Consider the following 26,372-nt stretch of genomic DNA (forward strand, 5'->3'; position numbering starts at 1 on the left):
CCCCTCACCCAATAAGACTTTTTCAGCAAACCCTAATTATTAATTATTAATTATTTAATACCCATCAGGTCCAATAGTAGTGTCGTTGTGTTCTGCCATAGATAAATCAACTTTTTTAGCTCGAAATAAATTACACCATCCCAATTTAGCATTATCTAATTTTGCCTTCTCTAGATTAGCTTTTCTTAAATCTGCATGGCTTAAATCTGTGTCTGTGAGGTCTGCATTATATAAATTTGCACCTTGTAAATTGGCTCGATTCAAATTTGCACCACTCAGAATAGCATTACGCAAATTAGCTCTCGATAGATTTCCCTGCGAAATATTGGTATTAGATAAATTAGCTTGATAAAGTTTAATATCTCCCATTTCCACTTCTTGTAAATTACATCCTTTAAGATTAGCTTGATTCAAATTTGCATAAGGCATATAAGCTTTTGTTAAATCACAACCTTTTAAATTAATTCCTTCTAAATCAGCCTCAAATAATTCAATATTACTCAAATCAATATCACAAAATTCTCTTTGACCCTCCGCGTATCTTGCCAGTAATTCCTCTGCACTCATTTTCTCCATCTTAATATTTTTATAACTACTTGATTAGCAGTTGATAATTATTATTTATGTGTTAAATTATGAGTATTTATACTCGGTTTTTTTTATTAAGCTTAATATTAAGATTGCCTTATAAAAATTACTGCGATTCTAATCCTTTTTTAAGATTTGTAAAATTTTTATTCAGAAATGTCAAAATCATAACTATACCTATTGAAGAAGGAGACAGGAGACAGGAGACAGGAGACAGGAGGAAAATTACATGGGGATTCTCACCCCAAGTAATTTTGAACACCGTGTAGACGGTGGGGTATTAAACCCACAAAGAAAATGATAAAACCTAACAAGAATTATGACAGAAGTTAAACAATCCATCGCTCAACACTACCATGAACGGACAAAATACGACCCAGAAACAATAGCAAGTAAGAATAACCAACTAGACTGGGAAAAACAACCAATACCATTCAAAGAATATAAAGTCGGGACAACTATTGACCTCAAACCCTATCTACAAGAACAAATTGATCAAGAAAAAGATTTAGGAGAAGGAGAAAGGCTATCTAATTTATTTTTATGTAGCTATGGTTTAACTGGTAAAGTGGCAACAATTATGGGAAATCATTACTTAAGAGCTGCTCCCTCTGCTGGAGGTTTGTATCCTGCGGAGGTTTATTTAATTTCCCGTGGCACACCTCTATTACCTGCCGGACTATATAATTATCAGGCCAAAACTCATTCCTTACTCAGATTTTGGGATAATAGAATCTGGCCAGAATTGCAAGATGCTTGTTTTTGGCATCCAGCTTTAGAAAATACAAAATTAGCGATCGCCATAACTACTATTTTCTATCGTTCTGCTTGGCGTTACGAAGACCGAGCATATAGAAGAATATTTTTAGATACAGGTCATTTACTAGGTAATATTGAATTAGCTTCTGCTTTCACCAACTATCGACCTCATCTAATTGGTGGGTTTACCGATGAAGCAATAAATCAAATGCTTTATCTAGATACTCAAGAAGAACAGGCGATCGCTATTATCGCTCTGGCAGACCTACTAGATATTGAACAAAATCTCTCACAATGGGAAAGTGCTTTACCTTCTAGCACTCAAACAGATTACCCTATGATTCCAGATGGTGAACTGCTAAAATATTTACATCAAGCTGCTCACATCAACTCAAATTCTCCAAAAGTGCCTACCTGGAAAACAAGAGAAACTCCTGAATACTCAGAAGATAAATACAACTTTCCATTCTGTACAAAAGTCTCCACTGTCACTCCCTCTATCTCATGGGGCAAAGACTTAAGAGCTTTAAGAAAAACAATTCTCAAAAGACGCTCTACTCGGGAATATACAGGGGAACCAATTGCTTTAAAGGAACTATTAGCAGCATTAGATTTTACTTATCAACCCGATCATTATATTAATCAAGACTTAGATCGTAACCCTGATTATTTTGACCTGAGTTTAATCGAAACATTTATTGCTGTTTCAGGAGTAGATGGTTTAGAAGAAGGTTGTTATTATTATGCTCCAGTTGCTCAAGAGTTACGGCAAATTAGGTTTAAAAATTTCCGACAAGAGCTACATTTTCTGTGCTTGGAGCAGGAATTAGGGAGAGATGCTGCTGTTGTGCTATTTCATACCGCTGACCTCAAAAAAGCTGTAGCAAAATATGGCGATCGCGTTTACCGTTACCTCCATGCAGATGCAGGCCATCTTGGGCAAAGGCTAAATTTAGCAGCTATTTATCTTAATTTAGGTGTTAGTGGTATCGGTGGTTTCTTTGACGATTATGTGAATGAAGTTTTAGGTATTCCTGTAGATGAAGCCGTTGTGTATATTTCTACCTTAGGCCAAGCGCGATCACAATAATAGGATTGGGTAGCATAATTATAGCGATTTTCACAAAGGTAGACTACAGACAAAATATAAGTATGTTTTAAGTTTAATAAGTTACAGATATGACAGCTGTATTCTATGTTAATGAAAACCGCTATAAAAAAGTTTGACTGTGCTACCTTTCTATAATAGACTTGTCGCTTTATGACTTAAAAAATCCCCAAAAACCTTGTTCTGTAAGGATTCTAGATATTAGAAATTAAAAATGCTTAGAATTATTGCTCTGTCTAGGTTGGAGCGATTTTTTCCCTCTATTTAGCGACAACTCTAATGAAATCAAATATGGTAGACATCTAATCTTTCTACTGCTTCGGCAGCAACAAAAGTATCTTGAGGTATTTCTTGGAGTCAATCTATAGCTTCTTGCCATACCTCCGGTGGATGAGGAGGGAGTGGTTGATATTTAACCATATTCTTAGCTTGAATATTTAGTTTTTGAGCTTCTTTGAAATCTTTTTCTTCAGGAGAAACAATTACTATTCTTTGACTAGCTTGTAGAGCATAGACAACTATACTTACTTCTATCATTAGAATAGATAATAATAAGATGATCAGAGGTTTCTGTGAAAATTTTGTTTCTTCAGAAAGTTGTTCTTCCTGCTGTTGCTGTTGTTCTATTTCTTGTAGTAACTATTCAGAATCTAAACTTTCCTCAAGTTCACTTAAAAGTTGATTTGGTTCCATTGCTAAATTAAGTACCTGTGGAAGATTAATTTAACATTTAGAAGTAAAGAAGAGGGGGCAGAAAATATATCTCAGTATATATATCTCAGTATAAATATACAAATAATTTTGCCCACCTACTTATTAACTAGAAGCACTTGTATAGTAGCGCAAAGCCAGCCGCCAAAATCCAATAGAAGCAAATAATAACCCACTTGCCAAAATAAAAGAAACTATTATCCAAGTTCCTCCAATTCTACCTAAGATTGCTTGAGTTGGAATTGTTGTTAAAAATGCAACTGGTACTAGAAAAGTAAAAAAGAAACGATAAGCATTGGGATAGGCACCCATTGGGTATCTTCCTGCTTCTAATAGGCCTTTGAGGACTTCTGTCACATTATAAATTTTGACGAACCAAATACTTGTTGAACCCAAAATAAACCACAGACTATAAAGAGTAATTATCCCACAGACTAGGGGTACTAAACTAAACAAATAATTATCTATTCCTAAGCCTAATTTACTACCAGCATATTCCAATAACAGAATACCAAAAATTACATCTGGTATTCCCCAAGGAGAAATTGTACGAGTAGAAAGCCAAAATTGACTACTGATAGGTTTTAGTAGTACAAAATCTAGAGTACCTTCTTGTACTTGTGTGACAATGCGATTCAGATTTGGAGTCAAAAAAATAGCAGATATACCCTGTAAAATAGTAAAAATTGCTAAGACAATTAAAGCTTCTTCCCAATTCCAAGCATCAAATTTATAGCCTGTTCTATAAAATAAAAATAACCCAAATAAGCTACCTAATAAATTCCCTAAACTGCTGATTGCTGCTATAACAAAATTGAAGCGGTATTCTAATTCAGCAGCGATCGCTGTCCCCCAAAATAATTTTAATATTTGTAGGTATCGTTCCATTTTTATTTGATTTCATCAGAAAATTTACATCTTTAAAAATTATACAGCAATCCTATTTCAGTTGTAGGTAAAAATATCTTTGAATTTAGGGAAGAGGAAACAGGCAACAGGAGTAAAAGTTTCAGAGTTTTTATATATCCTTAGATTTTTTACAAAAGATTTTTGATTGCTATATCAAAATAATGTTTAGTTTATGCCAATTATATGTGAGACTGCACAAAATTATGAAATTTATTCACTTGTCTTGTTGATCTATATTTACAGTCAACTCTAATTCAAATATTATTCTATGCAACTTTATATGAATTTGATATTAATCTCCTTTTTTTCAAGAAGGTGATTCGGGAGTTTTAGCAATTATTGAGTTAGAGTTAAATCTGCATTCTAATTGATGTATAGCAGGTAAGGGTGGGGTATTAAATTTAATAGTGGAGGAGTGAAACAGTGAGATTTATTTTTTCCTAATTCCCCTCCAATTCAGGAAAAGGTAATTCTGAAAAATAATAAGTTTAATTTCCTCTTATCTAGCAACAAGTCTACAGACAACTTATCAAAAGTAAAAATCTCTATCTTTAGTCGTTATTTCTCTCTTCTTCAATGAATCAAACTTGGAGAAGTCAGAACAAATACATCTCGATATCCTACTTCTTCAGTTACAGGTTTAATCGGAGTTGTAAAGTGGAAAAATTCATGGTCATTTACCAATAATAAATCCCCAGGATTGAGAATTTTACTAAATACTGGCTTTTCTTTTCTAGCAGTATAAAGATGAGTTGCACCGCCTTGAATATTATGTCTATTTACTGCAAATATGCCAATAAAATCTGTTCCGTCTCTGTGGATACCTTCTGGTGCTGGATTACCTGAATTCTTAGGGGAACAAATCGTTCTAATTTGATGTACTCCTATTTCTGCTTCTGGATGTATTTTGCAGGAATCACAGAAGGCTAATATCATTTTTTTAAAGTTATCTAAGGCGATAAGTCTGTCGTCTATTTCAGCATATTCCCTTTTAATATCTCCAGCTAAAGGATTATAATTTTTGCTTTGGAAAAGATAACCATGAGGCTGTTTTATTACCTCTTCCCCTGAAATAATAAAACGAGAAAGTCTTCTATAACGATAGTTACCTTTTATGTATGGATCGACAGGAAGGTCAGCAAAAAACTCTTCAAAACCTTCCATACTAATTGAGTTTACCTTTTTGTAGGTAAACATAAAAGCGTAATCTAAATTAATTGATTCTAAGACTTTTTCCATAGATATTTCTCCCTATTTTCATAGAGTAAAAATTGAGTTTTATATTGTTTATATTTTTAGTATAGCTCAGGTTTCTGAGAAGTGTTGCTAAGTATTATACAAAGCATTAATTTTTTTTAAAAAATGTGGCGTTGGTGAAGGGCATGTATGATATTAATCTTAATTATTTAGGAGTCAGGAGTCAGGAGTCAGGAGGAAAGAAAGAAGAATAAAGAGGAATAGAAGGAGAAAGTTTTTTGTTTGCTCTCTTATCCGGACAAGACATCATACCTCAAATTACCAACGCCAACAAGTCTAATACTAATTGAATAAATGTTGGCTAAAAATAGCTAGGCTATTTATTAGGAGTCAGGAGTCAGGAGTCAGGAGTCAGAATGAATCGTTTTTATACTATTTAGTCAAAGGAACATTTCCTGTAAAATCTTTTAGTCACTCCAATTATTGATAACATTCTTAGATTAACTTTTTCCCTCTTCCCTCTTCCTTCTTCCTTCTTCCTTCTTCCCTCTTCCTTCTTTCTTCCAGAGTAAAAATTAACCTCTTACAGCTCTGACCAAACCTTGACAACCTTGTAAGAAAATACTCACATCTATACCCAATCCAATATACTGAACTCCACAGTCAATCCATTTTTTTGCAGTCTCAGAATTATTAGTAAAAGTACCGACTGCTTTGCCAGAACTCCGAATAATTTCTACCGATTTTTGCATTAATTCAACTACTCGAATATCATCAACCTGACCGGGAATACCTAAAGATTGGGATAAATCATAAGGACCGAGAAAAATCACATCAATATGAGGAATTGTAACAATTTCTCTCAGATTTTCGACACCTTTTGTACCCTCTACATGAACGACAACTAAAGATTCTGCATTTAATTTATCGGTAATATTACTACCTGCTGAAGTGTAAACTCCCGCACGAGTTCCAAATGATAAACCACGGCAACCAATGGGATTATATTTAGCACTTTGCACTACTATTTCTGCGTCGGTTATTGTTTCTATCTGTGGAACTTGTACACCTGCACTACCAATATCAAGAGCACGTTGAATTTGTGCGGCATCATTTTTGCTGACTCTAACAACGGGGGCAATACCAACACAGTCAGCAGCACGACATAGGTCTTCTGCGACTAGAATATTTAGAGGTCCGTGTTCCAGGTCAATGACTGCAAAATCAAATCCTGCTAGACCACAAATTTCTATGAATGCAGGGTAAGCACAATTCATAAAAAGTCCGAGTACAGTTTCGCCGTTTTTGAGTTTTTGTTTGAGTTGATTTTTTTGCATGGTTGATAAATATATAGAAAAGAGGTAATAGGGAATAGTAGTGGGAGCATCTTGCTCCCGTTCCTGGTATTTCTTATTCCTGTATACCATTACTATGTAAAACTACCAACAATATTACTAGAGAGTTTGGAGACCAAACCCCTACCAAGAATTTTAAATTTTTGGAATAATGCTTATAGAACCCATTTGAGATCTATATAATTATGGTGGTCAAGTCTTTTCGCGCATCAATTTTGACCGAAAATCTTGGTGTTGGTGTGTTGAATTTTTTGTATTATTTCTCCCCACATCTTCCCTCTTCCCTCTTACCTCCTGTCTCCTGACTCCTTGCTTTTTGTATTATTTCTCCCCACATCTTCCCTCTTACCTCCTGTCTCCTGTCTCCTGTCTCCTGACTCCTTGCTAAATTTATGAAGATACGATCAGGGGTTCTATACATTATATCATGTCCGGTAGCATCGGTCTTGTATAGCAAAGGTAAGGAAGAAGGAAGAAGGAAGAAGGAAGAAGAAAGAGGGAAGAGGGAAGAAGGCTACCCTCGCAAGAAAAAACCATCATTTCCTGTAGATATTCACCCTTAGGTTTACACAAACGATATAAACGGACATGATATTATCCGGATTAATTCCTCTTTCCTTGAGCATTTATACTGCTCTGTCTGCACGTTGTTTTTCCTGAATAGTTTTGTAGAATGAGCGTCTTGCCTTTTAGTTGTTTTATCCTGAACAAACACTCAGCTCTTGGTATTAGCGGTTAAAGAGATGATTTTTTCCTAGGGGTAACATTCTTAGTCGGGTATTCAGGGCGATCGCTTTGGATGACCTTTAAATTTTTACCTCTTGATTTACTAACGCCCAAATTTAAACTTTAGGTGCAACTGATGACTACTTCACAAAATCCAAACAATCAAAACACTCAAGCAAATCAAAAAAATTTCTTGCACAGATTTATTGAATCTTTCCGTAGAAATAGTACGGTATTTGTTGTTGCTACTATTGCTAGTATTATGATTTCTATCATAGGATTTGTTGTTGATTTTGTAGAATTTCAAGCAATTATCCATCCTCCAATAGATATTAGCAATTATAAATCGGGGTCGGTTTTGGTCAAAATCACAGGATGGTCAGAAACATCTTATAATTTTGCTGAACAAGATGGAACAGATGGACTCAGAGCTTTTTTTGTTCAGAGATTAAAAGGAAAATCTGAACAAACTTCTATGATTTATACAGACCATCAACCTACGGATCGAATGCTAAATAAAGGTGTATCTCCAGAGAAAGATATTAGTGTTCTTAAAAATGTAGACTACGAAGGCACAATTCCTGATATTACCAAACCCATATCAAAAAGAAATTCTCAAACGCTTCTTGCACGACTTATTCAGGCCAGTAGAAATGAAGAACCTGTTTGTCTTTTTGTTTATGGTATACGTGATAATGAAAAGTCTCAATTCTTGAATATTATAGACTTTAAAACAGTGAATCAAAATTTTCAAGATGAATATAATACTCTTATAAAGGAAGAAAATCTACATAGGAAACAAGATAAATTAGTTAAGTTAACTGGGGATGCTTGCTCTGGTCTTGGTAAACCCTTATTTGGGTAATTATCAAACCCACATTCCGCACCACAAAATGTAGTATAGAAGAAGGAGTCAGGAGACAGGAGACAGGAGACAGAATTTTAGAAGAAAATCATAACTGCCGCGATCGAGTACATGATCGAGCAAGTATTTATGCTTCATTATTTACTCGGAATTTGATCGACGAAAAAAGTAATTGAGATGACTTGCATAGTATAAATACCTACCAAGCTACGGATTTATATACTACTTTTAATGATACAAATTGAAGTGCGAAATGTGGGATCAAAATATCAATCCTTGGTTGATAGATACTTTGACTCTCGAATATGAGCTTTCGTTAATCAACAGAAACCTGGTTTTTTAACAACCATTAATATTTTGAGTGAATAGAGAAAATAGGGAACAGGGAACTCTAGGGTTTTGCGGACCAAACCCGTACAAATTATCCTATTTCTCATCATCCTCTTCTACTAATTGAACCAGGTTTTCCAAAGCACCATAAACTCTTGGCAAATTATCGATAGTGAAATTCCCAGAATCTTTGATAAAATTGTCTCCCGCAAGCTTTCCAAACTGCCATAAATTACCATCTGTAACAATTCCATATACTGCCCTTAAAAAATTATCATTTATTTTCTGTGACGCGAACAACTCTGCCAGACATTGCCCCCAACCATACTCAAAATCATTTTTTTTTGCTTCAACAACAATGACAATAGGCTTTTCTAATACAGTTTTACCAAGTTCAGAACGTCGTGAAAAAATATAATCAGGTGTTCCAGAGAGAATTTCATCATAAGAAATACTTTTGCGAATCCAAAATGAATACTTCTGATAATATTTCTTATAAACTTCACGCAATAGTGGCGAGATTATAATTTCACTGCGAGATGCTTCTGAGGCAAACAAGTCTATATTTTCTTTGTTAAATTCAAAGTCTTTGATAAAACTGTCTGAAGGCAATAATTCCTGACTAACTATCAAATTCTCTTCTGAATATTTAATTCTATACTTTTTTTGTACATCCGAGATTGTCTTAAAATCACTGAAAGCCATATTTGATATAATGTTATTTACAAATGGTAGAGACGTTGTATGCAATGTCCCTACTAAATCAGAAGGGCTAAACGTTGAAGAAAAACTTCAATTAATGTGTTATTTATCAAGTCATCTTCAAAGAGATGATAATTCAACCCCTAAACCTAGGCGTCAATGGCATAATATTCAAGGAAAAGCAACTTATCCATTAGTAGGAGAAGATGCTCAACAATGGATTTATTGAACTCGTCAAGAAGACACTTATAACTTAAACATACTTATTAACAAAAGCTTCAGGAGTTAGACACTCAAACTCTCCAGTTTTTTCTACAATAGCCTTAATTAATTTATAGTTAGCCGACACAAAACATTGAGCTTTAGCTGTTTTAGCAGTTAAATAAACTCCTGCATCCTCTCTAGGAATATTACCTGAATTTTTAATTATTTCTAGTTCATTTTCATCCAGTAGAACATAACAGACTTGAAAATATTGCCATATTTTATCGACTATTTCTCCACTCCAATCTTTATGTTTTAGACGTTTTGCCACTCGCAAAATTTCTGCAAGCAATATTTCTGAAATTACAACTTCAATTAATGCAGATTTTTTCATACCTAAACCAGCCCATTGAAGACATCTAAACTCATTACTTTCTGGAGCAGCGAAACCAATAATATAAACATTAGTGTCGAAAAATATACGACTTGGAGAAATAGTCATTTTTTTAATTTAAAAGTATTATCAAATTTAATAAAGTTAGCGATGTTATTGTGAAATTTCCTTTCTAACTTCTCGTACTAAATTCACTATATCCTCTCTTGATTTATATCCTGCTTCTGCTAAGTCTTTAGCAAATTCTGATTGTAACCTTTCTAGAGGCATTAAAGAATATTGAGAAGATTTATTTTTCCTAAGTTCAACTATCATTTTTTCAATTAAAATAATTTGTTCAGAAACAGGAAGCTGTTTGGCTAAATTAAACACTTGTTCTAACATAATAATATTGTCTCCGTGAAAAATAATAACCCTGTAGGGACGTTGCATGGAACGTCCCTACTTTTTTAAGGGGAATTTAGGGGAATCGTCAATGTACTTCATCTTTATGAGAAATGCTATACATAGAATTTAGAATTAGTAAATTTACCTCATTTTCTAAATTCTACATTCTAAATTCTAAATTCGGAAGCTACTGCACCGTCACCACTTGTTCCGAACTTTCATTTGCCAAGCGATCGACTGCTCGTAAAGCATAAATTCCTGGGGTAACTCTCACCGCATTAGTAGCAGAATTTAATACCTGTACAAGTGACCATTGATTACCATTTTGCTGATACAACGCCCAAGAACGAACATCTCCAGTATTATCAACATTCCAACTAATAACATCAGAATTAACCTGTACTCCTGTAGGTGGTGCGGGAGGTTGGTTATCTAACCACGGCATCGCTGGAGGTAATGCTGGAGTTGGATAAACTGAACTTTTGAACACATTATTTACACCCGCTACATTATCTCGAAACATCTTCATACTAAAAAAGATATTTCCTAAAGAAAGTTGACTTGCTCTCTGACGAGAAATAGCAACTTGTCTCTCAAACTCAGATACTGACCAACCTGCACCTTGCAACTGACTTAAATAGTTTCCGGCATAAATATGACGACGTTGTGGGTTTTGTTGTAACCACCAATTTAACAAAACTGGATAACTTTGTTGAGGGGGGTCGATTCGCCAATAAAGTTGCGGTGCTAAATAATCTACCCAACCCTGCTCCATCCATAATTTCACGTCAGCATATAAACTTTCATATTGATCTAACCCGACAATACCAGGAGGGTTCCCTGGGCGATAAATGCCAAATGGACTAATGCCAAATTTCACATAAGGTTTCTCAGCGTGAATACCTTGGTAAAGACGTTGTACCATGTTATTCACATTCTGTCGTCGCCAGTTAGATAAAGAGAGAGTACCACCAGATGCTTTGTATGCGTTATAGGTTTGGTAGTCGGGGAACTCTTGTCCGCGTTGAGGGTAGGGATAGAAATAGTCGTCAAAGTGAATGGCATCAACGTCATAACGACGGACTACATCCATAATGGTGTTGAAAGTTTGGTCTTGAATAACTTTCGCCCCTGGGTCCATCCAAATGTTGTTGCCGTATCTATAAGCATATTGGGGATATTTGACTGCCATGTGATTTCCAGCAAAGGAACCATCATTGGGACTAAGTTGAGCGCGGTATGGGTTAAACCAAGCATGGAGTTCGATATTGCGTTTATGACTTTCGGCGATCGCAAATTCTAGTGGATCGTAATATGGTTGTGGTGGGGTTCCCTGTTTGCCTGTCATCCAACCACTCCAGGGTTCGATCGGAGAATCATACAAAGCGTCTCCATTGGGTCGAACTTGCAAGACTAAAGCATTAAGGTTAAGTTCTTGCATCCGGTTGAGGATGTTGAGTAATTCTGATTTTTGTTGCGCAACAGATAGACCACGTTGGGATGGCCAGTCAATATTGGCAACGGATGCTACCCATACTCCTCGAAATTCTCTGGGGGAAAAGGAAGAGGGTTGTTGAGCAGTGGCGGTTGGTAGATAGGTGTAGATTTGAGTGAGGGTTAGTCCAAATATTATTAGGGAAACCCAGAGGAGGTTTTTGGGTCGAAAGCGAATATTTTGAGGGATATTAATTTTGGAAAATAGTTTGCTGATTAAGTTCATTTTTGGACAATTTGGATAATTGGCGTTGTTGAATAGTAATAATTTTTAGATTAAGTATCAACGCAAAACATAAGTTTTTCAATTTTATCTTCAGCTACTTACCATTACATTTCAGCAAGGCAGGATAATTTAACTTTATAGTAAATCTAATTCTCCTTAAAAGGAGAGACTTTCAACCTTTGGGAATTAATTATCAATTTTATTATTTGTTAATATTCTTTAAATTTTTTGAAGTTATAGCTGATTTATCAAGTAAATATTAAGAGGATGAATTCTTTACTATACTTAGGCTTTGCGATTTATCGTTCAGTCAGACCCAAATTACTAAAAGCTAGGTAATATAAGACTTTTCCAGGGTCATGCTGCGCAAACAGCTAAGTTTACAAATTAGCTCTTAGTACAACTGTAGTTTTTTATGGGTTAGGATGGTGGAGAAAATACTAAAGAAATAACTTTCAGATGGATACTTTAATAAGAATAGGAAGTCGAGGGTATCAAGTTATTCAGCTTCAAGAACAATTAAATAACTGGGGATTTCCAGTCGGGAAAGTAGATGGAATATTTGGCCCTAAGACTCTTGCTGCAGTTATTCGTTTTCAGGAATATCATAATTTAAAGCCAGATGGTATTGTTGGTCCAGAAACAAATAAAATTTTGTTAACACCTCCTAATGTTCAAGCTTTAATTAACGTCATAATAGATACTGGTACGAGTAGTGATATTCGTAGTAGTGTAATTTACGCATTAGGAGACATAAAATCAAAAGAGGCGGTTCAACCTTTAATTAACATTATCACAACTGATAGAGATAGTGATGTTCGTAGTAGGGCAATTGACGCATTAGGAGACATAAAATCAAAAGAGGCGGTTCAACCTTTAATTAACATCATCACAACTGATAGAGATAGTGATGTTCGTAGTAGTGCAATTGAAGTATTAGGAAGGATAGAATCAAAAGAGGCGGTTCAACCTTTAATTAACATCATCACAACTGATAGAGATAGTTTTTTTCGTTTTATAGCAATTGAAGCATTAGGAAGGATAAAATCAAAAGAGGCAGTTCAACCTTTAATTAACATCATCAAAGATACTGATACGGATAGTTCTGTTCTTATATTGGCAATTTACGCACTAGGAAACATAGAATCAAAAGAGGCTATTCAAGCTTTAATTAACGTTGTTCAACCTTTAATTAATATTATCACAAATACTGGTGAACATATTCATGTTCGTAAGAGTGCAATTGAAGTGTTAGGAAACATAGAATCAAAAGAAGCTGTTCAAGCTTTAATTAATATTATCACAAATACTGGTGAACATATTCATGTTCGTAGTAGTGCAATTGTAGTATTAGGAAGGATAGAATCAAAAGAGGCGGTTCAACCTTTAATTAACATCATTGATACTGATACTAATAGCGATATTCGTAGTATTGCAATTGACGCATTAGGAAACATACAGTCAAAAGAGGCGGTTCCACCTTTAATTAATATCATTACAAATACTGGTGAGGATATTGATGTTCTTTGTAGTGCAATTGAAGTATTAGGAAACATACAATCAAAAGAGGCGGTTCCACCTTTAATTAATATCATTACAAATACTGGTGAGGATATTGATGTTCTTTGTAGTGCAATTGAAGTATTAGGAAACATACAATCAAAAGAGGCGGTTCCACCTTTAATTAATATCATTACAAATACTGGTGAGGATATTGATGTTCGTAAGAATGCAATTGAAGTATTAGGAAACATAGAATCAAAAGAGGCGGTTCCACCTTTAATTAACATCATCACAGATACTGATACTGATGTTCGTAGTAGTGCAATTAGAGCATTAGGAAACATACAGTCAAAAGAGGCGGTTCCACCTTTAATTAAAATTGTCACAGATACTGATACTGATGTTCGTAGTAGTGCAATTAGAGCATTAGGAAACATACAGTCAAAAGAGGCGGTTCCACCTTTAATTAAAATTGTCACAGATACTGATACTGATGTTTTTGTTCGTAGTAGTGCAATTGACGCATTAGGAAACATACAGTCAAAAGAGGCGGTTCCACCTTTAATTAAAATTGTCACAGATACTGATACTGATGTTTTTGTTCGTAGTAGTGCAATTGACGCATTAGGAAACATACAGTCAAAAGAGGCGGTTCCACCTTTAATTAAAATTGTCACAGATACTGATACTGATGTTTTTGTTCGTAGTAGTGCAATTGACGCATTAGGAAACATACAGTCAAAAGAGGCGGTTCCACCTTTAATTAAAATTGTCACAGATACTGATACTGATGTTCGTAGTAGTGCAATTAGAGCATTAGGAAACATACAGTCAAAAGAGGCGGTTCCACCTTTAATTAACATCATTACAGATACTGATACTAATAGTTCTCTTCTAGAGATAGCAATTAGAGCATTAGGAAACATACAATCAAAAGAGGCTATTGAATCTTTAATTAACATCATCACAGATACTAATACGGATAGATATGTTCGTAGGATTGCAATTGAGGCATTACTAGGAATAGAGCCTGAGCAGTATCAGGGTTATTCCATTACACATTGGACAAATCTATTGAGCAATAGGATCAGAAATAGGTAAAGCTTTATCATTTTCTTTGTGGGTTTAATACCCCACCGTCTACACGGTGTTCAAAATTACTTGGGGTGAGAATCCATAAGTAATTTTCCTCCTGTCTCCTGTCTCCTGTCTCCTGTCTCCTTCTTCAAGACTTTTTACGGTTTCGTACCATGAAAGTAGCGATTGCAAATAAAGTCGCTTTTTACTATAATTATAGTCACCTCTATTACTGTGTTTCTGGCTTTTCCAGACACAGATAATGCCAAGTCCAATGAATTGTACTAGCACTTTTTATTGGTATTAATATACTGTATTTCCAAAAAATGTTTAAAGATTTCCCACAGCAAAACTTGCAAGGTGGTACTGTCAAAAGTCAAGATAATGCTAATTTTAGCCATAGCAAGATTCAGGGACGAAACTTTTCTCAAGCTATGCTTGTTAGTGGAAATTTTCGTTATGCCCAAGCTGGGCTAAAAATAAGTTGGTTGCTGATTTTAGGAACAATTTTATTATTTTTAGCAATGCTAGGTGGATTTATCTGTGGCTATGCAGGAGCTTTTATAGGTAGTATATTGAAATGGAAAGGTCTAACTTGGATAGGACCATTATTAGTCCTTGGTTTTGGATTAATTTTATTCTTGGGTTTTATTTTAATCACAATTTATAGAGGTATAGGTACGGCTTTATGGCTTTTTACTATAATTGTACTCACCTCTATTGCTATGTTTATGGCTCTTCCAGGCACAGATGATGCCGGAGCTGATGCCAGAGCAGACGCAATTTTACTAGCATTTTGTATTGGTATTAATATTTCAGGGGTATTGTTAGAGGCAATTGCGATCGCAGTGATGAGAATTTCATTCCCAAACAGAATGTTATTATTATTGATTCAATTTGTAACTCTAGCTACAGCAATACTGGGAATAATAGCAGCGACTCAGGAAGAGAATAAAAATTTGCTCTACACTTCATCTGTTGTCAAAATTTTGGCCATTGCAATTCCTGCCACGATAACTTTGCTCGCTCTAAGTCTTTTTATTGGTTGCCGTGCTGTGGTTGGCGATCGCAAATACGCTTTGATTAGAAATATTGCAATTATTCTATGTAGCTATGGAGGAACTAGCTTTTACGAAGCAAATTTAACTGATGCCAACTTCTCTGGTGCCAGTCTCAAAAACACTAATTTGAGAAAAGCTATTCTCACTCGCACTTGTTGGTTAAATGCTAAACACCTAGACAAAGCTAGAGTTGAAGGAACCTACTTAGAAAATAAAATAATTCGTCAATTGGTTGTAACAGGTAACGGACGAGATCAGAACTTTGACAATTTAGACTTACGGGGATGTAACTTACGATACGCTGACTTAACTGATGCTAGTTTCATTGGTACAAAGTTGAGCGAAGCTACTTTAGAAGGGGCAAACTTAACAAGAGCAAAACTTGTGAAAGCTCAACTGTACGGTACTAACCTAACAAATGCAATACTAACAGGTGCTTGTATTCAGGATTGGGCAATTTCCCTGGATACCCAATTTGAGGGGATTAAATGCGATTATGTTTATATGCGCTTAGAAACAAAAGAAGACCGCGACCCTTGGCGCAAACCAGACAACCGCAATGAGATTTTTAAAGATGGAGACTTTAGCAGTTTTATCGCCCCTATTATCAAAACTAAACAACTTTATCAAACTCAAAATGTAGACCCACGGGAAGTAGCAGAAAATTATTCAATTTTAGATATATTTCACCATGAAGGAGTAGACCCCAGTGCCGCAGCAATAGCTTTTCAAAGATTAATCGAAAAATATCCAGAATCAGGATTACAAGTTCTTTCAATTGAAGGGCGAGGTAATGAAATAGTTCACTTTCAAGCACAAGTTACTGATGATGTTGACCGCTCATTTCTCAGTCAAGAATATAATGAAATTTATCATCAAATAAAATCAGGAAGTTATCCAGATTTATTAGCACTTTTAGCTGGAGTAGCGGAAAAAGACAAACATATTATTGAGCTGAGAAATTTATTAGAAACAGCCTTAAAGCAGAACAAATTTTATGTCGAAACCTATCAAGAAACCCGGAATATTGAAGTCCAGAAAGGTGATTATCGAGAGACTTCTGTTAACGATCGAGGGAGTTATGTTGAAGGGGATACTCATCATAACTCCCCAGAGTAGGAATGGGAAATAAACTAGCAACCTTTGTGTGAGAATTTGTTTTTTATTTGCCTTAATTTTTGGTATTTTTCCACTCTTCCAAAGCACCAATCACAAAACTTGCTGCCGGATGATTTAAAGTTTGCTCAAAAACACTCATACCACCAGCTTTTAAAGCACTAAAAACCCGATTCATCAAAGCAGGATTAGTTTCAATTTTCTCAATTACTTCCCCTGCTATTTTCATATTTCCAGTCATTGTATCAGTAGGGTTATTTTTGCTTAGTTGTTCCAGCAATTGTTGAATTTCATTAGCAGCATCAGCCAGGTTTTGTTTTTCTGCGGAATTATTATAGTAATCTCCTTCAACATAACTTCCTTGGTCATTAATAGTTGTCTCACGATAATCACCAGTTCCAATTTGTATATTACGTTCACCAGTCATTGTTTTATCTCCTTGATTAGAAGTATTAAAATCAAATTTATTACGAGGTATAAAAGTCGCAGTTTTAGGAATTGAATTTTCGCTATTTTTAGCAGACAACTGAGGAATTAACTCTTGAGGTATTCCTGCAATCATAATAGCATTACATCCTAACTGATAAGCAAAATCATAAGTTTGTCCAGCTCCCAAAGCATCATAAAAAGCCACAGCAAATTCAATTGCAGCTCTATCATTTATAGCCTGACTCATACCAATCACATAATTAATATATTTAACTATTTCTTGAGCTTGATACTCTGAATAACAAGCATTCAGAACAACACATTCTACCTGTTCCGAAAATAATTGAAAAAGTCCGGCAATAGCTTCAGTATCAACTAATTTTTGAGACCCAGTTTCATCCTCAAAAACTAAACCATCATGGCCTGCTCCATGTCCGCTAAAATGAACAATATTCGGTTGATAATCTAAAATAGCTCTACGAATATCTCTATATCGAGTAGCTTCCGCAGATTCAATTAAAAATAAATCTCTAGAAGGCGATCGCCTCAATCCTTCTTTTATTTCTCGCATTTCTTCATCTAACCTTAAATAACTTGTACTTTTAGGATTAGCTGATAAAATTAATATTTTCCGATAAGTAGCATGATTATTCATAAACTAATACCTCGTGAAGTTCTCTCCCGTTAAATCAAAGATTATAACCGGAGCTTCTCAACAAACAAAGAAGTTTCTTGTTTTGCTGGCTGACCAATATCTAAGCCTCCACAAGCAGACAAGATGATACCCACCTCGTTTAACGCTTTATTTAATATGTTTTTTGCTGCATTTTCATCCCTATCTAAAACTGTTCCACATTTCTGACAAGAATGAGTTCTAACTGATAAAGTCTTAGGTACTTTTTGACCACAATTACTGCAATTTTGTGATGTATTGTGAGGATTAACTTTTACTACATGAACACCGCGTTTTACCGCTACTGCATTCAATTTTTCAATAAAATTACCCCAGGCTACATCATAAATTGATTTTGATAGTTTCGTGTTTTTTGCCAGACCTCTAATATTTAAGTTTTCAACTGCAATCATATCATATTGTTTAACTAATTTATGAGCAGTCTTATAGTGAAAATCTTCTCTTTGCCTAGCAATATGTTGATGTAATCTAGCTATTTTGTTTTGTGCCTTTTTCCAGTTGTTTGAACCTATTTCTTTTCTAGATACTTTTTTTTGCTTTCTTGCTAAATTCGATTGAGATTTTCTATAGAATTTAGGTACAGAAACAGTCTCACCAGTATTAGTAGTTAAAAACTCTTTTAACCCTACATCAATACCTACAGCAGTTTTGATATTATTTGTAGGAATTAGATTAGGAACTTATTTATCTTCTAAACTGAAACTTATATAATAACCATCAGCTTTTTTGGTTATAGTTGCAGTTTTTATCGTCATACCATCTGGTATAGGTCTATGAACTATGACTGGAATAGTACCAAACCTACTAATAATGATTTGCTTACCATCAAACTTAATTGCTGCTTTAGAATGATTGACTCTGCTGAAACAAAATGACCTTAACTTTCCTGATTTTTTAAATCTAGGTCGCCCTCCACGTTGACCTTTTTTGTCAGGTATTAACCAACGTTTCCAAGCTTTATCTAGCCTTTGTAAGTTAATTTGTTGAATTTCTGAATATATTTCCTTGTAGTCAGGAAATAACTGTTTTGTCTGTTTAAGTGCTGATTGTTGAAAATAATAATCTGGTCTAGTAGAAATTTCACCAATAGGACATGAAATTAATGAACAACGGTCAACTTGACATCTAGTTCTATTTAACCAATCTAGTCTTTGACCTAGAGCATAATTCCAATGTCTTCGTAACAGTTCTAGCCAATAATCTATTTTGACTGACTGTTCAGTAGTGGGCTTAATTTTGTAGCAATGAGTAATTATCATAATTTTATACTACTCTTTAGTGCTACATTTGAACAGCAATCGAAACCTGTTTAATTTGCAGCTCGGCAATTCCCCTCCTGTTAAATCGCAGATTATAACGGGAGACCCCTTGCCGAATCAAGTTGGAAATAAACATTTTTAGCTTTTATGTCACTAAGGATTTATCTTTGCCATCATAACCTTAGTTTCCTTGGAACTTCCTTATATCTAAAAGTTGCTGTAATTTTTCATCACTAAAATCATTAATAACAATACTCGCTCCTACTTCTAATAAAGATTCAGGTTCATGGGTAGAAGCAACTCCTACTGTGTAAATTCCTGCTCCGACTGCTGACTTAATTCCAGAACGAGAATCTTCAAAAACAATTGCCTCTTCCGGGGAAATTTCCAATTTTTCTAAACATAATTTATAAGGTGCAGGATCTGGTTTTGCGACAGTCATTACTCCACCTAATATTACTAATGGAAAAGTATCTGTTAGCTGCAAAACATCTAACATAAATTCAGCATTTTCTGGAGGTGCATTTGTCACGACCGCTTTCTGAAGTTTTTGTTTTTTTACCCATGCAATAAATTCTAATAATCCTGTCATTGGTTCTAAGTTTGTAGCCATTTCTCGAAATTTAGCTTCTTTATAATCTGCTAGTTCTTCTACTTCTGTAGTTGATAGGTGTGGTAGTAATTTTTTCAGAATTGTGGGATTAGTTCCACCACTAATTTTTTCCTTATAAGAGTTATGGTCAATTACTATTCCGTAATTATTTAAAATTTCTTTCCATACCTGGAAATGCAAGGGGTCTGTATTAACTATGGTGCCATCTAGGTCAAACAAAATTGCTTTTAGCATCTCTTATATAGATAGTGTTTACTTTATGAGGTCTGAACTGAAAATTGAATTTCTCAGAGAAAATCTAGATCGAAGGTTCGTGCAATGAGGGGCAATTAAAGCTTAAAAGTATTGATTTATATGAATTTTAGCCCTCTTACTGAACGGTTATTTAACAAAATGATACTATCATTGTATCAACTTAATTCTAATATCTGAATAAAATAAGGTATGAAATGGATAGAATTGAAGAAGGAGACAGGAGACAACCCACCTCCAACCCCTCCCAGGAGGGGAAGACAGGAGACAGGAGGAAAATTACATGGGGATTCTAACCCCAAGTAATTTTGAACACCCCCGTTGACGGTGGGGTATTAAACCCACAAAGAAAATGATAAATCTTATGTAGAAACCGGAATCTCTAATTTAGACTCTGAACTTTATGGTGGCTTTTTCTATGATAAATTAACTTCTATTAAAGGAAGAGTTGCTGTGGAGAAAACAACCTTTATAGTGTAACTGATAATCAGTAAATAAAAAGGAAAAAAAAGCAGCAAAATTTACAATCTGTGACGTTTAAGTAAGCGATCGCGTACTCTTTGGGGGTCAAATTTCGCCTCATTTTTTCGACGTACTTCTTGTGCTATTTTTTGTCGTTCCTGTAAATACTTTTCTACTTCTTCTTGATGCCTTAAATAATAGACAATCACTGCATAAACATCTGCTAAATTTAATGATGGATATGCCAAACAAATTTCTTCTGCTGTTGCTCCTTGTTGAAAAACATAAACAACTGTATCTAGGGTAACTCGTGTTCCGGCAACTAGGACTACACCATCCGTATTTATTGTTAAAGGAATAGGTTCTGCTGCAATTGAAATTGTCATAATATTTTTGTTACTAATAAGGAAGAAGCAAGAAGTAAGAAGTAAGAAGCAAGAAGTAAGAAGCAAGAAGAATTCATTAATGAATAATGAACAATGAATAATGGATAATGAAAACAATCTCTAATATCATGTCCGGTAGCATCGTTTGTGTATAAAATAAAGGTAAAAATGGCAGAAAAGCTTCTGCCTTCTGCCTTCTGCCTTCTGCCTTCCTTCCTCCAAAATGTAACTATTCAACCGGACATGATATAATTAGGGCTTGCTGATTAAATATCAAAGCATTGAAAGATAAAGGTTTTAGCATTTTTTGGTCTAAAAAAGTGCCAACTTTTCAGCGGAAAAAGCTCAAAAAGGAACGTATTTTAGCCGCATAGTTGGGCAGAAAAATCTTGGGACAATTCTTACTCCTACCTCCTTTAAATTCCCATTTCTCCTGTCTCCTGTCTCCTGTCTCCTGTCTCCTACCCCAACAAAAAGACTTTCCATACGCAAACCCTAATTATCAATTATCAATTATCCATTATCCATTGGTAATACCATGCATGAAAAAACAACTTTACAAACAGTAAGTCTGGTTAAAAGACTTTCTAAAAAATGGTATTAAAGCCATTCCCATACGACTCCTGAGGACTGACTCCTGACTCCTAAAATCCTACTTAATACTTCCGCTCCTGTGGTTCAAACATAGTAACTGCCACAGGTCGATAACTAATATCAATTCCTGCTAACGAATAATATGCCAAAGTATGCCGTAAAAACTGCTCGTCATTTCGTTGCAGAAAATCTTCCCGACTGTGAGCGCCACGACTTTCCTGACGACTCAACGCCGAACTTAAAATTGTCTCCCCCACCACAATAATACTCCGCAACTCCAATGCTTCAATAATCTCCGTATTCCACAACTTACCTTTATCATCCAAATAAACTTCCTGATATTGCTCCTGCAACTGTTTCAACTTTTCCAACCCTTCTTGCATCACATTCTGAGAACGAAATACACCGCAATGCTCAGTCATCGTATCCTGAAACTGCTGCCGTAAAAAATCAATACGATATTCTCCCGAACGGTCTAACAACCCTTGAATTTGTTCTCGTGCCTCCTGAATATAAGGTTCTTCCTCAATATCCGGTAATTTGCGACCTTCCACAAACTCAGCGATCGCTGCCCCAGTCCGTCGCCCATAAACCACACATTCCAACAAAGAATTACTGCCCAAACGATTCGCCCCATGTACCGAAACACAAGCACATTCCCCCGCAGCAAATAACCCATCCACCAAACTATCAGCACTCGCCCAAACTCTACCATCAGTATTAGTAGGAATGCCACCCATAGAATAATGAGCAGTCGGACGAACTGGCATCGGTTTGTTCACCGCATCAATACCTAAAAGACGATGTGCTTCTTCCCAAGCAAACGGTACTCGACTCATAATTTTTTCCCGTCCCATGTGCCGTAGATCGAGATAAATAAACGGACCACCCGCAGTACCATCCATATTAATTCCGCGACCAGCACTAATTTCCAAAGTAATAGCACGGGAAGTAATATCGCGGGGTGCCAACTCCATGCGACTAGGAGCATAATTTGCCATAAAGCGATCGCCATCACTATTAATCAGATAAGCACCCTCACCGCGCACCGCTTCCGAAATCAAAACTCCTGCTGGATATAAACCTGTAGGATGAAACTGTACAAACTCCATATCTTGCAGAGGAAGGCCAACCATTGCTGCCATTGCCAAACCGTCGCCAGTAGAAGCATAATCATTGGAAGTGGTATTAAATACTCGACCATAACCACCAGTGGCAAACATTACTGCCTTTGCTCGCAGCACAACAATTTCACCATCCAGAATATGGTACATAACCACGCCCTTTGCCTGACCATCTTCGAGTATCAAGCGCATTACATACCATTCCTGATAAATATGCACCCCATAACGACGGAGGTTATTTACCAATTCATGTAAAATAGCGTGACCAGTTTTATCCGCAGCGTAACAAGTGCGGTTGTGGGAATGACCGCCGAAAGCACGTTGAGCAATGCGACCATCTGGCAACCGAGAAAATAATACCCCTAAATGTTCGAGGTCGATAATTACATCTGGCGCTTCTTTTGCCAAAATTTCTACTGCATCCTGGTCAGCTAGATAGTCCGAACCTTTTACAGTATCAAAAGCATGAGCTTTCCAACTATCTTCTGGATCTACATTTTGGAGGGAAGCCGCTATTCCACCTTGAGCTGCTACCGAGTGGGAACGAATGGGGTGAGTTTTGGCAACAACTGCTACATTTAAGCTAGGATTTTTGCGAGCTATTTCTACAGCAGCGCGACTGCCTGCTAGTCCGCCACCTACTATTATTACGTCGTGTTCTAACATTAAGTAAATCTCTAATAGTTTTATGCTTTTATTATTTTATACCAAATAGACATCTCCAGAAAAAAGGGAGTAGGGAGTAGGGAGTAGGGAGTAGGGGGAAATAATTTATATATCTAGTTCCATAATTGATTTTATTTTTAATTTATTATTAGAGATGTCTAATTTAAAAAAAGGTATTTATATCATTTTCTGACAGGTCATTTCATTTATCAGTTATCAGTACTTTTTTCTGAGATAAAAAACCTACCTGTGTCATTAAGCAGGCAGGTTTTTAACTTTTTAAGTGCCTCGAATTAAATGAGGACTCTAGCTTTCGGTGTTGCTAAATTCAAAGTCAGTAAGCATTTCTTGCAGAATGCGCTCGTATTCAGCTTTTTAATGAATGAACCAAGTATTTGCTTAACTTCTACTACATTTTTGAACAAAGAATTGAAGCACAAGAACAACAAGCTTAAATTGTCCACTAAAAGTAATAAAGCTGATAACGCAGTTCTGACCATAGGACACTAGCTGATAGTTGACCGCTGACCGCTGAATGCTTATTACAAAACATTTAACCTAGAGAAGTTGCTGCTTGCTGACCAGACATTGACGTTTGAGACTCTTCTTCTTCGTTAGGTTCTACTGAAAGTACTTCAATATGATTTAATAGGGTAGTTACAAAAGCAAAAAGTAGGAAGGGTAGAGACAAAACCACGATTAAAGCAATAGCTCCTAGAGCATAGACTTGGCTACTGCTAGTCCAAAGGGCAACTCCTCCAGCTATGCTTAAGAATACTACTATTAACCAAACAATAATTTGGCCATAAATGTCACCGAAAGTGAGCGTGCATCGGATACTATATTTTTGCAAATTATTCATCATTTTTACCTCGTTGCATTACCTCAAATTAATAAGTTAGACGTATTGTCAAACCATAGTAATTTATAGGTTAGACTAACTGTCAAACTAGAGTAAAATTTATTACGATCAAAATCGTAATTGTTACAACACTTTACAGTTTTTAACTGTAAAATAATATAGTTGTTACAAAAGTAACAATTAAATCTTTTTTATCTTTTTTTTATCTACATTAGACATCTCTGAAAAAGAATAGACTTTTTGCAAAAGTAGACAACAGCTTATCTGGGAATCAGGAAGAAAATTTATAAAAAAAGACACAAAAAATGATCTAGATGTGTAATTTTCGGAGATTTCTATTTTTCTCTTTCAAGCTATCCTTAATTTCTGGCAGAAGCATTACAAGTTAATGTGTAATACTAGATCCGGTTTAAAAGAGATATTTATTGTGAAGATAAAGCAGAAGACAGAGGGCAGAAGGGTTAGAATGATTTGGATAAATTAGCTTTTTATAACTGGATTTGGTATGATTTGATACTGAAAAATTTTATCTATAATAATCAATAGTTAATATCTAAATTTTACATAAAAAATGCAATCAAAAATTGAAATTATAGAACAAAGTTTTGATAAAATTAAACTTTATACTAATGAATTTGCAGCCAGTTTCTACGAAAACTTATTTGCAGAATATCCAGAGACAAAACCACTGTTTGCTAATACTGACATACAACAGCAACAAAAAAAATTGCTGGATGCTCTGATACTGGTAGTCGAAAATTTGCGTCATCCAGAGATACTAAAAGAAGTCGTGCAAGCATTAGGCAGTCGCCACATTAATTATGGCGTGCTACGACAACATTATCCCCTCGTAGTTAAAGCACTACTAAAAACATTAAAGCAGTATCTTGGGGAATATTGGACTCCAGAAGTAAAAGCAGCTTGGATATATGCTGATGGTGGAATGGCAAAATTGATGTTGCAAGGTGCAAACTATCCATCGGAGACAGAGCGATCGCCCACTACGAACACTACAGAAACCGAAACCAAGACCCAGGAAAACCCCGAAATCAAGAACACCGCAACCGAAGTTCAAGCTATAGCAACCCAACCTCCACCCCCACAGTCAACCCCTACTTCACCAATAGAACTCATTGAAACCAGCTTTGAAAAAATCAAACCCCGTGGAGCAGAATTTGTCGCCAGTTTCTATGAAAATCTATTTGCAGCATACCCAGAGGCAAAACCACTATTTGCTAATACTGATATACAACAGCAAGAAAAAAAGTTGCTTAATTCCTTAGTGTTAGTAGTAGAAAGTCTGCGCCACCCAGAAGTTTTAGCACAAGTATTGCGCGCTCTCGGTGCCCGTCATATTAATTATGGAACTCTTCCGCAACATTATCCTCTAGTTGGGGAAGCATTGTTGAAGACTTTAGAACAGTATCTTCAGCAAGATTGGAATTCGGAAGTCAAGAATGCGTGGGTATTTGCTTACGAACAAATTGTGCAATTGATGTTTGAGGGTGCAGGGTATTCTCCAGAAACTTCAAACACAGAAGTTGAAACTACCTCGCCACCAAAAATAAAAATAATTTATAGAAAGCACCATTAACAAAATCATCTTCTAAATTACAGGTAGAAGTTATTGAAACGAGCTTTGAAAAAATTAAACCCCGTAGCGCAGAATTTGCTGCCAGTTTCTATGAAAACCTATTTGCAGCATATCCAGAAGCAAAACCACTATTTGCTAATACCGATATGGAAAATCAACAAAAAAAGTTGCTTAATTCTATAGTCTTAGTAGTAGAAAGTCTGCGCCACCCAGAAGCTTTAGCAAAAGTATTACGCGACCTCGGTGCTCGTCACGTTAATTATGGCACTCTCAAACAACATTACCCTTTAGTGGGAAAAACTATACTGAAAACTTTAAAACAGTATCTCCAGGAAGACTGGAATCCCGAAGTTAAGACAGCTTGGGTATATGCACTCGGTCAGATTACTAGATTCATGTTTGAAGGAGCAGGTTATATAAAAACACCAACACCACTTCCCAAACAAGTAGAATAAACAACGACACAACCCACTTCTGAACAAGAAAAAAAATCTCTGTCTCCTCCAAAAACTAGACAAAAAATAACAACTAAAACTAAGCAAAAAAAAGAACAGTCAGATCAAGAATATTCTGCTGAAAAAGCAACAGCAAAACTCAAAAAAATACTTACACAAATTATTAATATTTTCTGGAAATTGCCAAAAATATATGTAGTAATTATCGCCGTCATTATTGCAGTTATAGTTGTTAATTTAGTAGGTGAAGATTCTATTTTTGCTAAAACA

Annotated in this window: 27 protein-coding genes; 8 read left to right on the top strand and 19 right to left on the bottom strand. The window is 35.5% G+C overall.

Going from position 1 to position 26,372, the window contains the following annotated elements:
* Positions 1-54 precede the first annotated feature (54 nt).
* Positions 55-567, bottom strand: a complete 513-nt coding sequence (locus D5R40_RS08310) for a pentapeptide repeat-containing protein (protein ID WP_338043252.1) — start codon at positions 565-567, stop codon at positions 55-57.
* A 113-nt stretch (positions 568-680) separates the two neighbouring features.
* Between D5R40_RS08310 and D5R40_RS34860 the strand changes: the two genes are divergently transcribed.
* Both D5R40_RS34860 and D5R40_RS08320 read left to right on the top strand, forming a co-directional pair.
* Positions 681-857, top strand: a complete 177-nt coding sequence (locus D5R40_RS34860) for a hypothetical protein (protein WP_161564956.1) — start codon at positions 681-683, stop codon at positions 855-857.
* A gap of 50 nt (positions 858-907) precedes the next feature.
* Positions 908-2,437 carry a SagB/ThcOx family dehydrogenase gene (locus D5R40_RS08320; RefSeq protein ID WP_124147132.1) on the top strand — a complete coding sequence of 510 codons (1,530 nt, stop codon included), beginning with the start codon at positions 908-910 and terminating at the stop codon, positions 2,435-2,437.
* A 375-nt stretch (positions 2,438-2,812) separates the two neighbouring features.
* Here the strand turns inward: D5R40_RS08320 and D5R40_RS08325 are convergent, their stop codons facing one another.
* The 5 genes from D5R40_RS08325 to D5R40_RS34865 all read right to left on the bottom strand — a co-directional run bounded on the left by D5R40_RS08325 (position 2,813) and on the right by D5R40_RS34865 (position 7,048).
* Positions 2,813-2,992: a hypothetical protein gene (locus D5R40_RS08325; RefSeq protein ID WP_124154484.1), complete on the bottom strand. Its 180-nt coding sequence runs from the start codon at positions 2,990-2,992 to the stop codon at positions 2,813-2,815.
* 279 nt (positions 2,993-3,271) lie between these two features.
* Positions 3,272-4,054 (bottom strand): ABC transporter permease, encoded by a 783-nt coding sequence (locus D5R40_RS08330; protein ID WP_124154485.1) that lies wholly within the window; start codon positions 4,052-4,054, stop codon positions 3,272-3,274.
* A 594-nt stretch (positions 4,055-4,648) separates the two neighbouring features.
* Positions 4,649-5,314: a 2OG-Fe dioxygenase family protein gene (locus D5R40_RS08335; protein ID WP_124154486.1), complete on the bottom strand. Its 666-nt coding sequence runs from the start codon at positions 5,312-5,314 to the stop codon at positions 4,649-4,651.
* A 533-nt stretch (positions 5,315-5,847) separates the two neighbouring features.
* On the bottom strand, positions 5,848-6,609 hold the full coding sequence (locus D5R40_RS08340; RefSeq protein WP_124154498.1) for an HpcH/HpaI aldolase family protein: 762 nt from the start codon (positions 6,607-6,609) through the stop codon (positions 5,848-5,850).
* A gap of 274 nt (positions 6,610-6,883) precedes the next feature.
* Positions 6,884-7,048, bottom strand: coding sequence for a hypothetical protein (locus D5R40_RS34865; protein ID WP_161564957.1), 165 nt, complete (start codon positions 7,046-7,048; stop codon positions 6,884-6,886).
* 441 nt (positions 7,049-7,489) lie between these two features.
* Here D5R40_RS34865 and D5R40_RS08345 point away from each other — a divergent pair, with 441 nt between their 5' ends.
* Positions 7,490-8,218, top strand: a complete 729-nt coding sequence (locus D5R40_RS08345) for a hypothetical protein (RefSeq protein WP_124145979.1) — start codon at positions 7,490-7,492, stop codon at positions 8,216-8,218.
* A 426-nt stretch (positions 8,219-8,644) separates the two neighbouring features.
* Here the strand turns inward: D5R40_RS08345 and D5R40_RS08350 are convergent, their stop codons facing one another.
* On the bottom strand, positions 8,645-9,253 hold the full coding sequence (locus D5R40_RS08350) for a hypothetical protein (RefSeq protein WP_124154487.1): 609 nt from the start codon (positions 9,251-9,253) through the stop codon (positions 8,645-8,647).
* Between the two features lie 10 nt (positions 9,254-9,263).
* Here D5R40_RS08350 and D5R40_RS08355 point away from each other — a divergent pair, with 10 nt between their 5' ends.
* Positions 9,264-9,479, top strand: a complete 216-nt coding sequence (locus tag D5R40_RS08355; protein ID WP_124145977.1) for a hypothetical protein — start codon at positions 9,264-9,266, stop codon at positions 9,477-9,479.
* A gap of 24 nt (positions 9,480-9,503) precedes the next feature.
* Here the strand turns inward: D5R40_RS08355 and D5R40_RS08360 are convergent, their stop codons facing one another.
* The 3 genes from D5R40_RS08360 to D5R40_RS08370 all read right to left on the bottom strand — a co-directional run bounded on the left by D5R40_RS08360 (position 9,504) and on the right by D5R40_RS08370 (position 11,955).
* The gene (locus tag D5R40_RS08360; RefSeq protein ID WP_124145976.1) at positions 9,504-9,956 is read right to left on the bottom strand and encodes a PIN domain-containing protein; all 453 of its coding nucleotides are present in this window, start codon (positions 9,954-9,956) and stop codon (positions 9,504-9,506) included.
* 45 nt (positions 9,957-10,001) lie between these two features.
* Entirely contained in the window at positions 10,002-10,232 is a 231-nt protein-coding gene (locus D5R40_RS08365) for a hypothetical protein (protein WP_124145975.1), read from the bottom strand.
* 190 nt (positions 10,233-10,422) lie between these two features.
* Positions 10,423-11,955, bottom strand: a complete 1,533-nt coding sequence (locus tag D5R40_RS08370) for a glycoside hydrolase family 10-like protein (RefSeq protein ID WP_124154488.1) — start codon at positions 11,953-11,955, stop codon at positions 10,423-10,425.
* 459 nt (positions 11,956-12,414) lie between these two features.
* Between D5R40_RS08370 and D5R40_RS08375 the strand changes: the two genes are divergently transcribed.
* On the top strand, positions 12,415-14,559 hold the full coding sequence (locus tag D5R40_RS08375; protein WP_124154489.1) for a HEAT repeat domain-containing protein: 2,145 nt from the start codon (positions 12,415-12,417) through the stop codon (positions 14,557-14,559).
* Positions 14,560-14,598: 39 nt separating this feature from the next.
* Here D5R40_RS08375 and D5R40_RS34870 read toward each other — a convergent pair whose 3' ends face one another.
* Positions 14,599-14,826, bottom strand: a complete 228-nt coding sequence (locus D5R40_RS34870; protein WP_124145972.1) for a hypothetical protein — start codon at positions 14,824-14,826, stop codon at positions 14,599-14,601.
* Between the two features lie 35 nt (positions 14,827-14,861).
* Here D5R40_RS34870 and D5R40_RS08385 point away from each other — a divergent pair, with 35 nt between their 5' ends.
* Entirely contained in the window at positions 14,862-16,715 is a 1,854-nt protein-coding gene (locus D5R40_RS08385; RefSeq protein ID WP_124154490.1) for a pentapeptide repeat-containing protein, read from the top strand.
* Positions 16,716-16,767: 52 nt separating this feature from the next.
* On the opposite strand, the gene D5R40_RS08390 is transcribed toward D5R40_RS08385, so the two are convergent.
* From D5R40_RS08390 to D5R40_RS08415, 8 genes are all read right to left on the bottom strand, one after another.
* A complete protein-coding gene (locus D5R40_RS08390; protein ID WP_124154491.1) occupies positions 16,768-17,796 on the bottom strand; it encodes a CHAT domain-containing protein in 1,029 nt (342 codons plus the stop codon).
* A 41-nt stretch (positions 17,797-17,837) separates the two neighbouring features.
* Complete coding sequence (locus tag D5R40_RS39320) at positions 17,838-18,503, bottom strand: RNA-guided endonuclease InsQ/TnpB family protein (protein ID WP_339379480.1); 666 nt, start codon at positions 18,501-18,503, stop codon at positions 17,838-17,840.
* 12 nt (positions 18,504-18,515) lie between these two features.
* Positions 18,516-19,094, bottom strand: a complete 579-nt coding sequence (locus D5R40_RS39325) for an RNA-guided endonuclease InsQ/TnpB family protein (RefSeq protein ID WP_240041564.1) — start codon at positions 19,092-19,094, stop codon at positions 18,516-18,518.
* Between the two features lie 181 nt (positions 19,095-19,275).
* Positions 19,276-19,941 (bottom strand): HAD family hydrolase, encoded by a 666-nt coding sequence (locus D5R40_RS08400; RefSeq protein WP_124145968.1) that lies wholly within the window; start codon positions 19,939-19,941, stop codon positions 19,276-19,278.
* Between the two features lie 539 nt (positions 19,942-20,480).
* Positions 20,481-20,807 (bottom strand): DUF433 domain-containing protein, encoded by a 327-nt coding sequence (locus D5R40_RS08405; RefSeq protein ID WP_124145967.1) that lies wholly within the window; start codon positions 20,805-20,807, stop codon positions 20,481-20,483.
* 345 nt (positions 20,808-21,152) lie between these two features.
* Entirely contained in the window at positions 21,153-21,293 is a 141-nt protein-coding gene (locus D5R40_RS34875; protein WP_161564616.1) for a hypothetical protein, read from the bottom strand.
* A 170-nt stretch (positions 21,294-21,463) separates the two neighbouring features.
* A complete protein-coding gene (locus tag D5R40_RS08410; protein WP_124154492.1) occupies positions 21,464-23,191 on the bottom strand; it encodes a succinate dehydrogenase/fumarate reductase flavoprotein subunit in 1,728 nt (575 codons plus the stop codon).
* Positions 23,192-23,744: 553 nt separating this feature from the next.
* Positions 23,745-24,053, bottom strand: coding sequence for a hypothetical protein (locus D5R40_RS08415; RefSeq protein ID WP_124145987.1), 309 nt, complete (start codon positions 24,051-24,053; stop codon positions 23,745-23,747).
* Positions 24,054-24,624: 571 nt separating this feature from the next.
* Between D5R40_RS08415 and D5R40_RS39330 the strand changes: the two genes are divergently transcribed.
* Together D5R40_RS39330 and D5R40_RS08425 are read left to right on the top strand one after the other, a co-directional pair.
* Entirely contained in the window at positions 24,625-25,647 is a 1,023-nt protein-coding gene (locus tag D5R40_RS39330; protein ID WP_124145965.1) for a globin family protein, read from the top strand.
* A 53-nt stretch (positions 25,648-25,700) separates the two neighbouring features.
* Complete coding sequence (locus D5R40_RS08425; RefSeq protein ID WP_240039068.1) at positions 25,701-26,102, top strand: globin family protein; 402 nt, start codon at positions 25,701-25,703, stop codon at positions 26,100-26,102.
* Positions 26,103-26,372: the final 270 nt, after the last annotated feature.

The sequence above is a fragment of the Okeania hirsuta genome, from assembly GCF_003838195.1.
Classification (GTDB): Bacteria; Cyanobacteriota; Cyanobacteriia; order Cyanobacteriales; family Microcoleaceae; genus Okeania; species Okeania hirsuta.

Excerpts from the sequence above, each read along its gene's own strand:
- D5R40_RS08325 (WP_124154484.1), bottom strand. The coding sequence starts at position 2,992 with ATGATAGAAGTAAGTATAGTTGTCTATGCTCTACAAGCTAGTCAAAGA.
- D5R40_RS34875 (WP_161564616.1), bottom strand. The coding sequence starts at position 21,293 with ATGGAAAGTCTTTTTGTTGGGGTAGGAGACAGGAGACAGGAGACAGGA.
- D5R40_RS08310 (WP_338043252.1), bottom strand. The coding sequence starts at position 567 with ATGAGTGCAGAGGAATTACTGGCAAGATACGCGGAGGGTCAAAGAGAA.
- D5R40_RS08405 (WP_124145967.1), bottom strand. The coding sequence starts at position 20,807 with ATGACAATTTCAATTGCAGCAGAACCTATTCCTTTAACAATAAATACG.
- D5R40_RS08335 (WP_124154486.1), bottom strand. The coding sequence starts at position 5,314 with ATGGAAAAAGTCTTAGAATCAATTAATTTAGATTACGCTTTTATGTTT.
- D5R40_RS08345 (WP_124145979.1), top strand. The coding sequence starts at position 7,490 with ATGACTACTTCACAAAATCCAAACAATCAAAACACTCAAGCAAATCAA.
- D5R40_RS34865 (WP_161564957.1), bottom strand. The coding sequence starts at position 7,048 with ATGTATAGAACCCCTGATCGTATCTTCATAAATTTAGCAAGGAGTCAG.
- D5R40_RS08410 (WP_124154492.1), bottom strand. The coding sequence starts at position 23,191 with ATGTTAGAACACGACGTAATAATAGTAGGTGGCGGACTAGCAGGCAGT.
- D5R40_RS08350 (WP_124154487.1), bottom strand. The coding sequence starts at position 9,253 with ATGGCTTTCAGTGATTTTAAGACAATCTCGGATGTACAAAAAAAGTAT.
- D5R40_RS08355 (WP_124145977.1), top strand. The coding sequence starts at position 9,264 with ATGTTATTTACAAATGGTAGAGACGTTGTATGCAATGTCCCTACTAAA.
- D5R40_RS08320 (WP_124147132.1), top strand. The coding sequence starts at position 908 with ATGACAGAAGTTAAACAATCCATCGCTCAACACTACCATGAACGGACA.
- D5R40_RS08385 (WP_124154490.1), top strand. The coding sequence starts at position 14,862 with ATGTTTAAAGATTTCCCACAGCAAAACTTGCAAGGTGGTACTGTCAAA.
- D5R40_RS08400 (WP_124145968.1), bottom strand. The coding sequence starts at position 19,941 with ATGCTAAAAGCAATTTTGTTTGACCTAGATGGCACCATAGTTAATACA.
- D5R40_RS39330 (WP_124145965.1), top strand. The coding sequence starts at position 24,625 with ATGCAATCAAAAATTGAAATTATAGAACAAAGTTTTGATAAAATTAAA.
- D5R40_RS08370 (WP_124154488.1), bottom strand. The coding sequence starts at position 11,955 with ATGAACTTAATCAGCAAACTATTTTCCAAAATTAATATCCCTCAAAAT.
- D5R40_RS08390 (WP_124154491.1), bottom strand. The coding sequence starts at position 17,796 with ATGAATAATCATGCTACTTATCGGAAAATATTAATTTTATCAGCTAAT.
- D5R40_RS08360 (WP_124145976.1), bottom strand. The coding sequence starts at position 9,956 with ATGACTATTTCTCCAAGTCGTATATTTTTCGACACTAATGTTTATATT.
- D5R40_RS08365 (WP_124145975.1), bottom strand. The coding sequence starts at position 10,232 with ATGTTAGAACAAGTGTTTAATTTAGCCAAACAGCTTCCTGTTTCTGAA.
- D5R40_RS08340 (WP_124154498.1), bottom strand. The coding sequence starts at position 6,609 with ATGCAAAAAAATCAACTCAAACAAAAACTCAAAAACGGCGAAACTGTA.
- D5R40_RS08375 (WP_124154489.1), top strand. The coding sequence starts at position 12,415 with ATGGATACTTTAATAAGAATAGGAAGTCGAGGGTATCAAGTTATTCAG.
- D5R40_RS08330 (WP_124154485.1), bottom strand. The coding sequence starts at position 4,054 with ATGGAACGATACCTACAAATATTAAAATTATTTTGGGGGACAGCGATC.
- D5R40_RS08415 (WP_124145987.1), bottom strand. The coding sequence starts at position 24,053 with ATGAATAATTTGCAAAAATATAGTATCCGATGCACGCTCACTTTCGGT.
- D5R40_RS39325 (WP_240041564.1), bottom strand. The coding sequence starts at position 19,094 with ATGATAATTACTCATTGCTACAAAATTAAGCCCACTACTGAACAGTCA.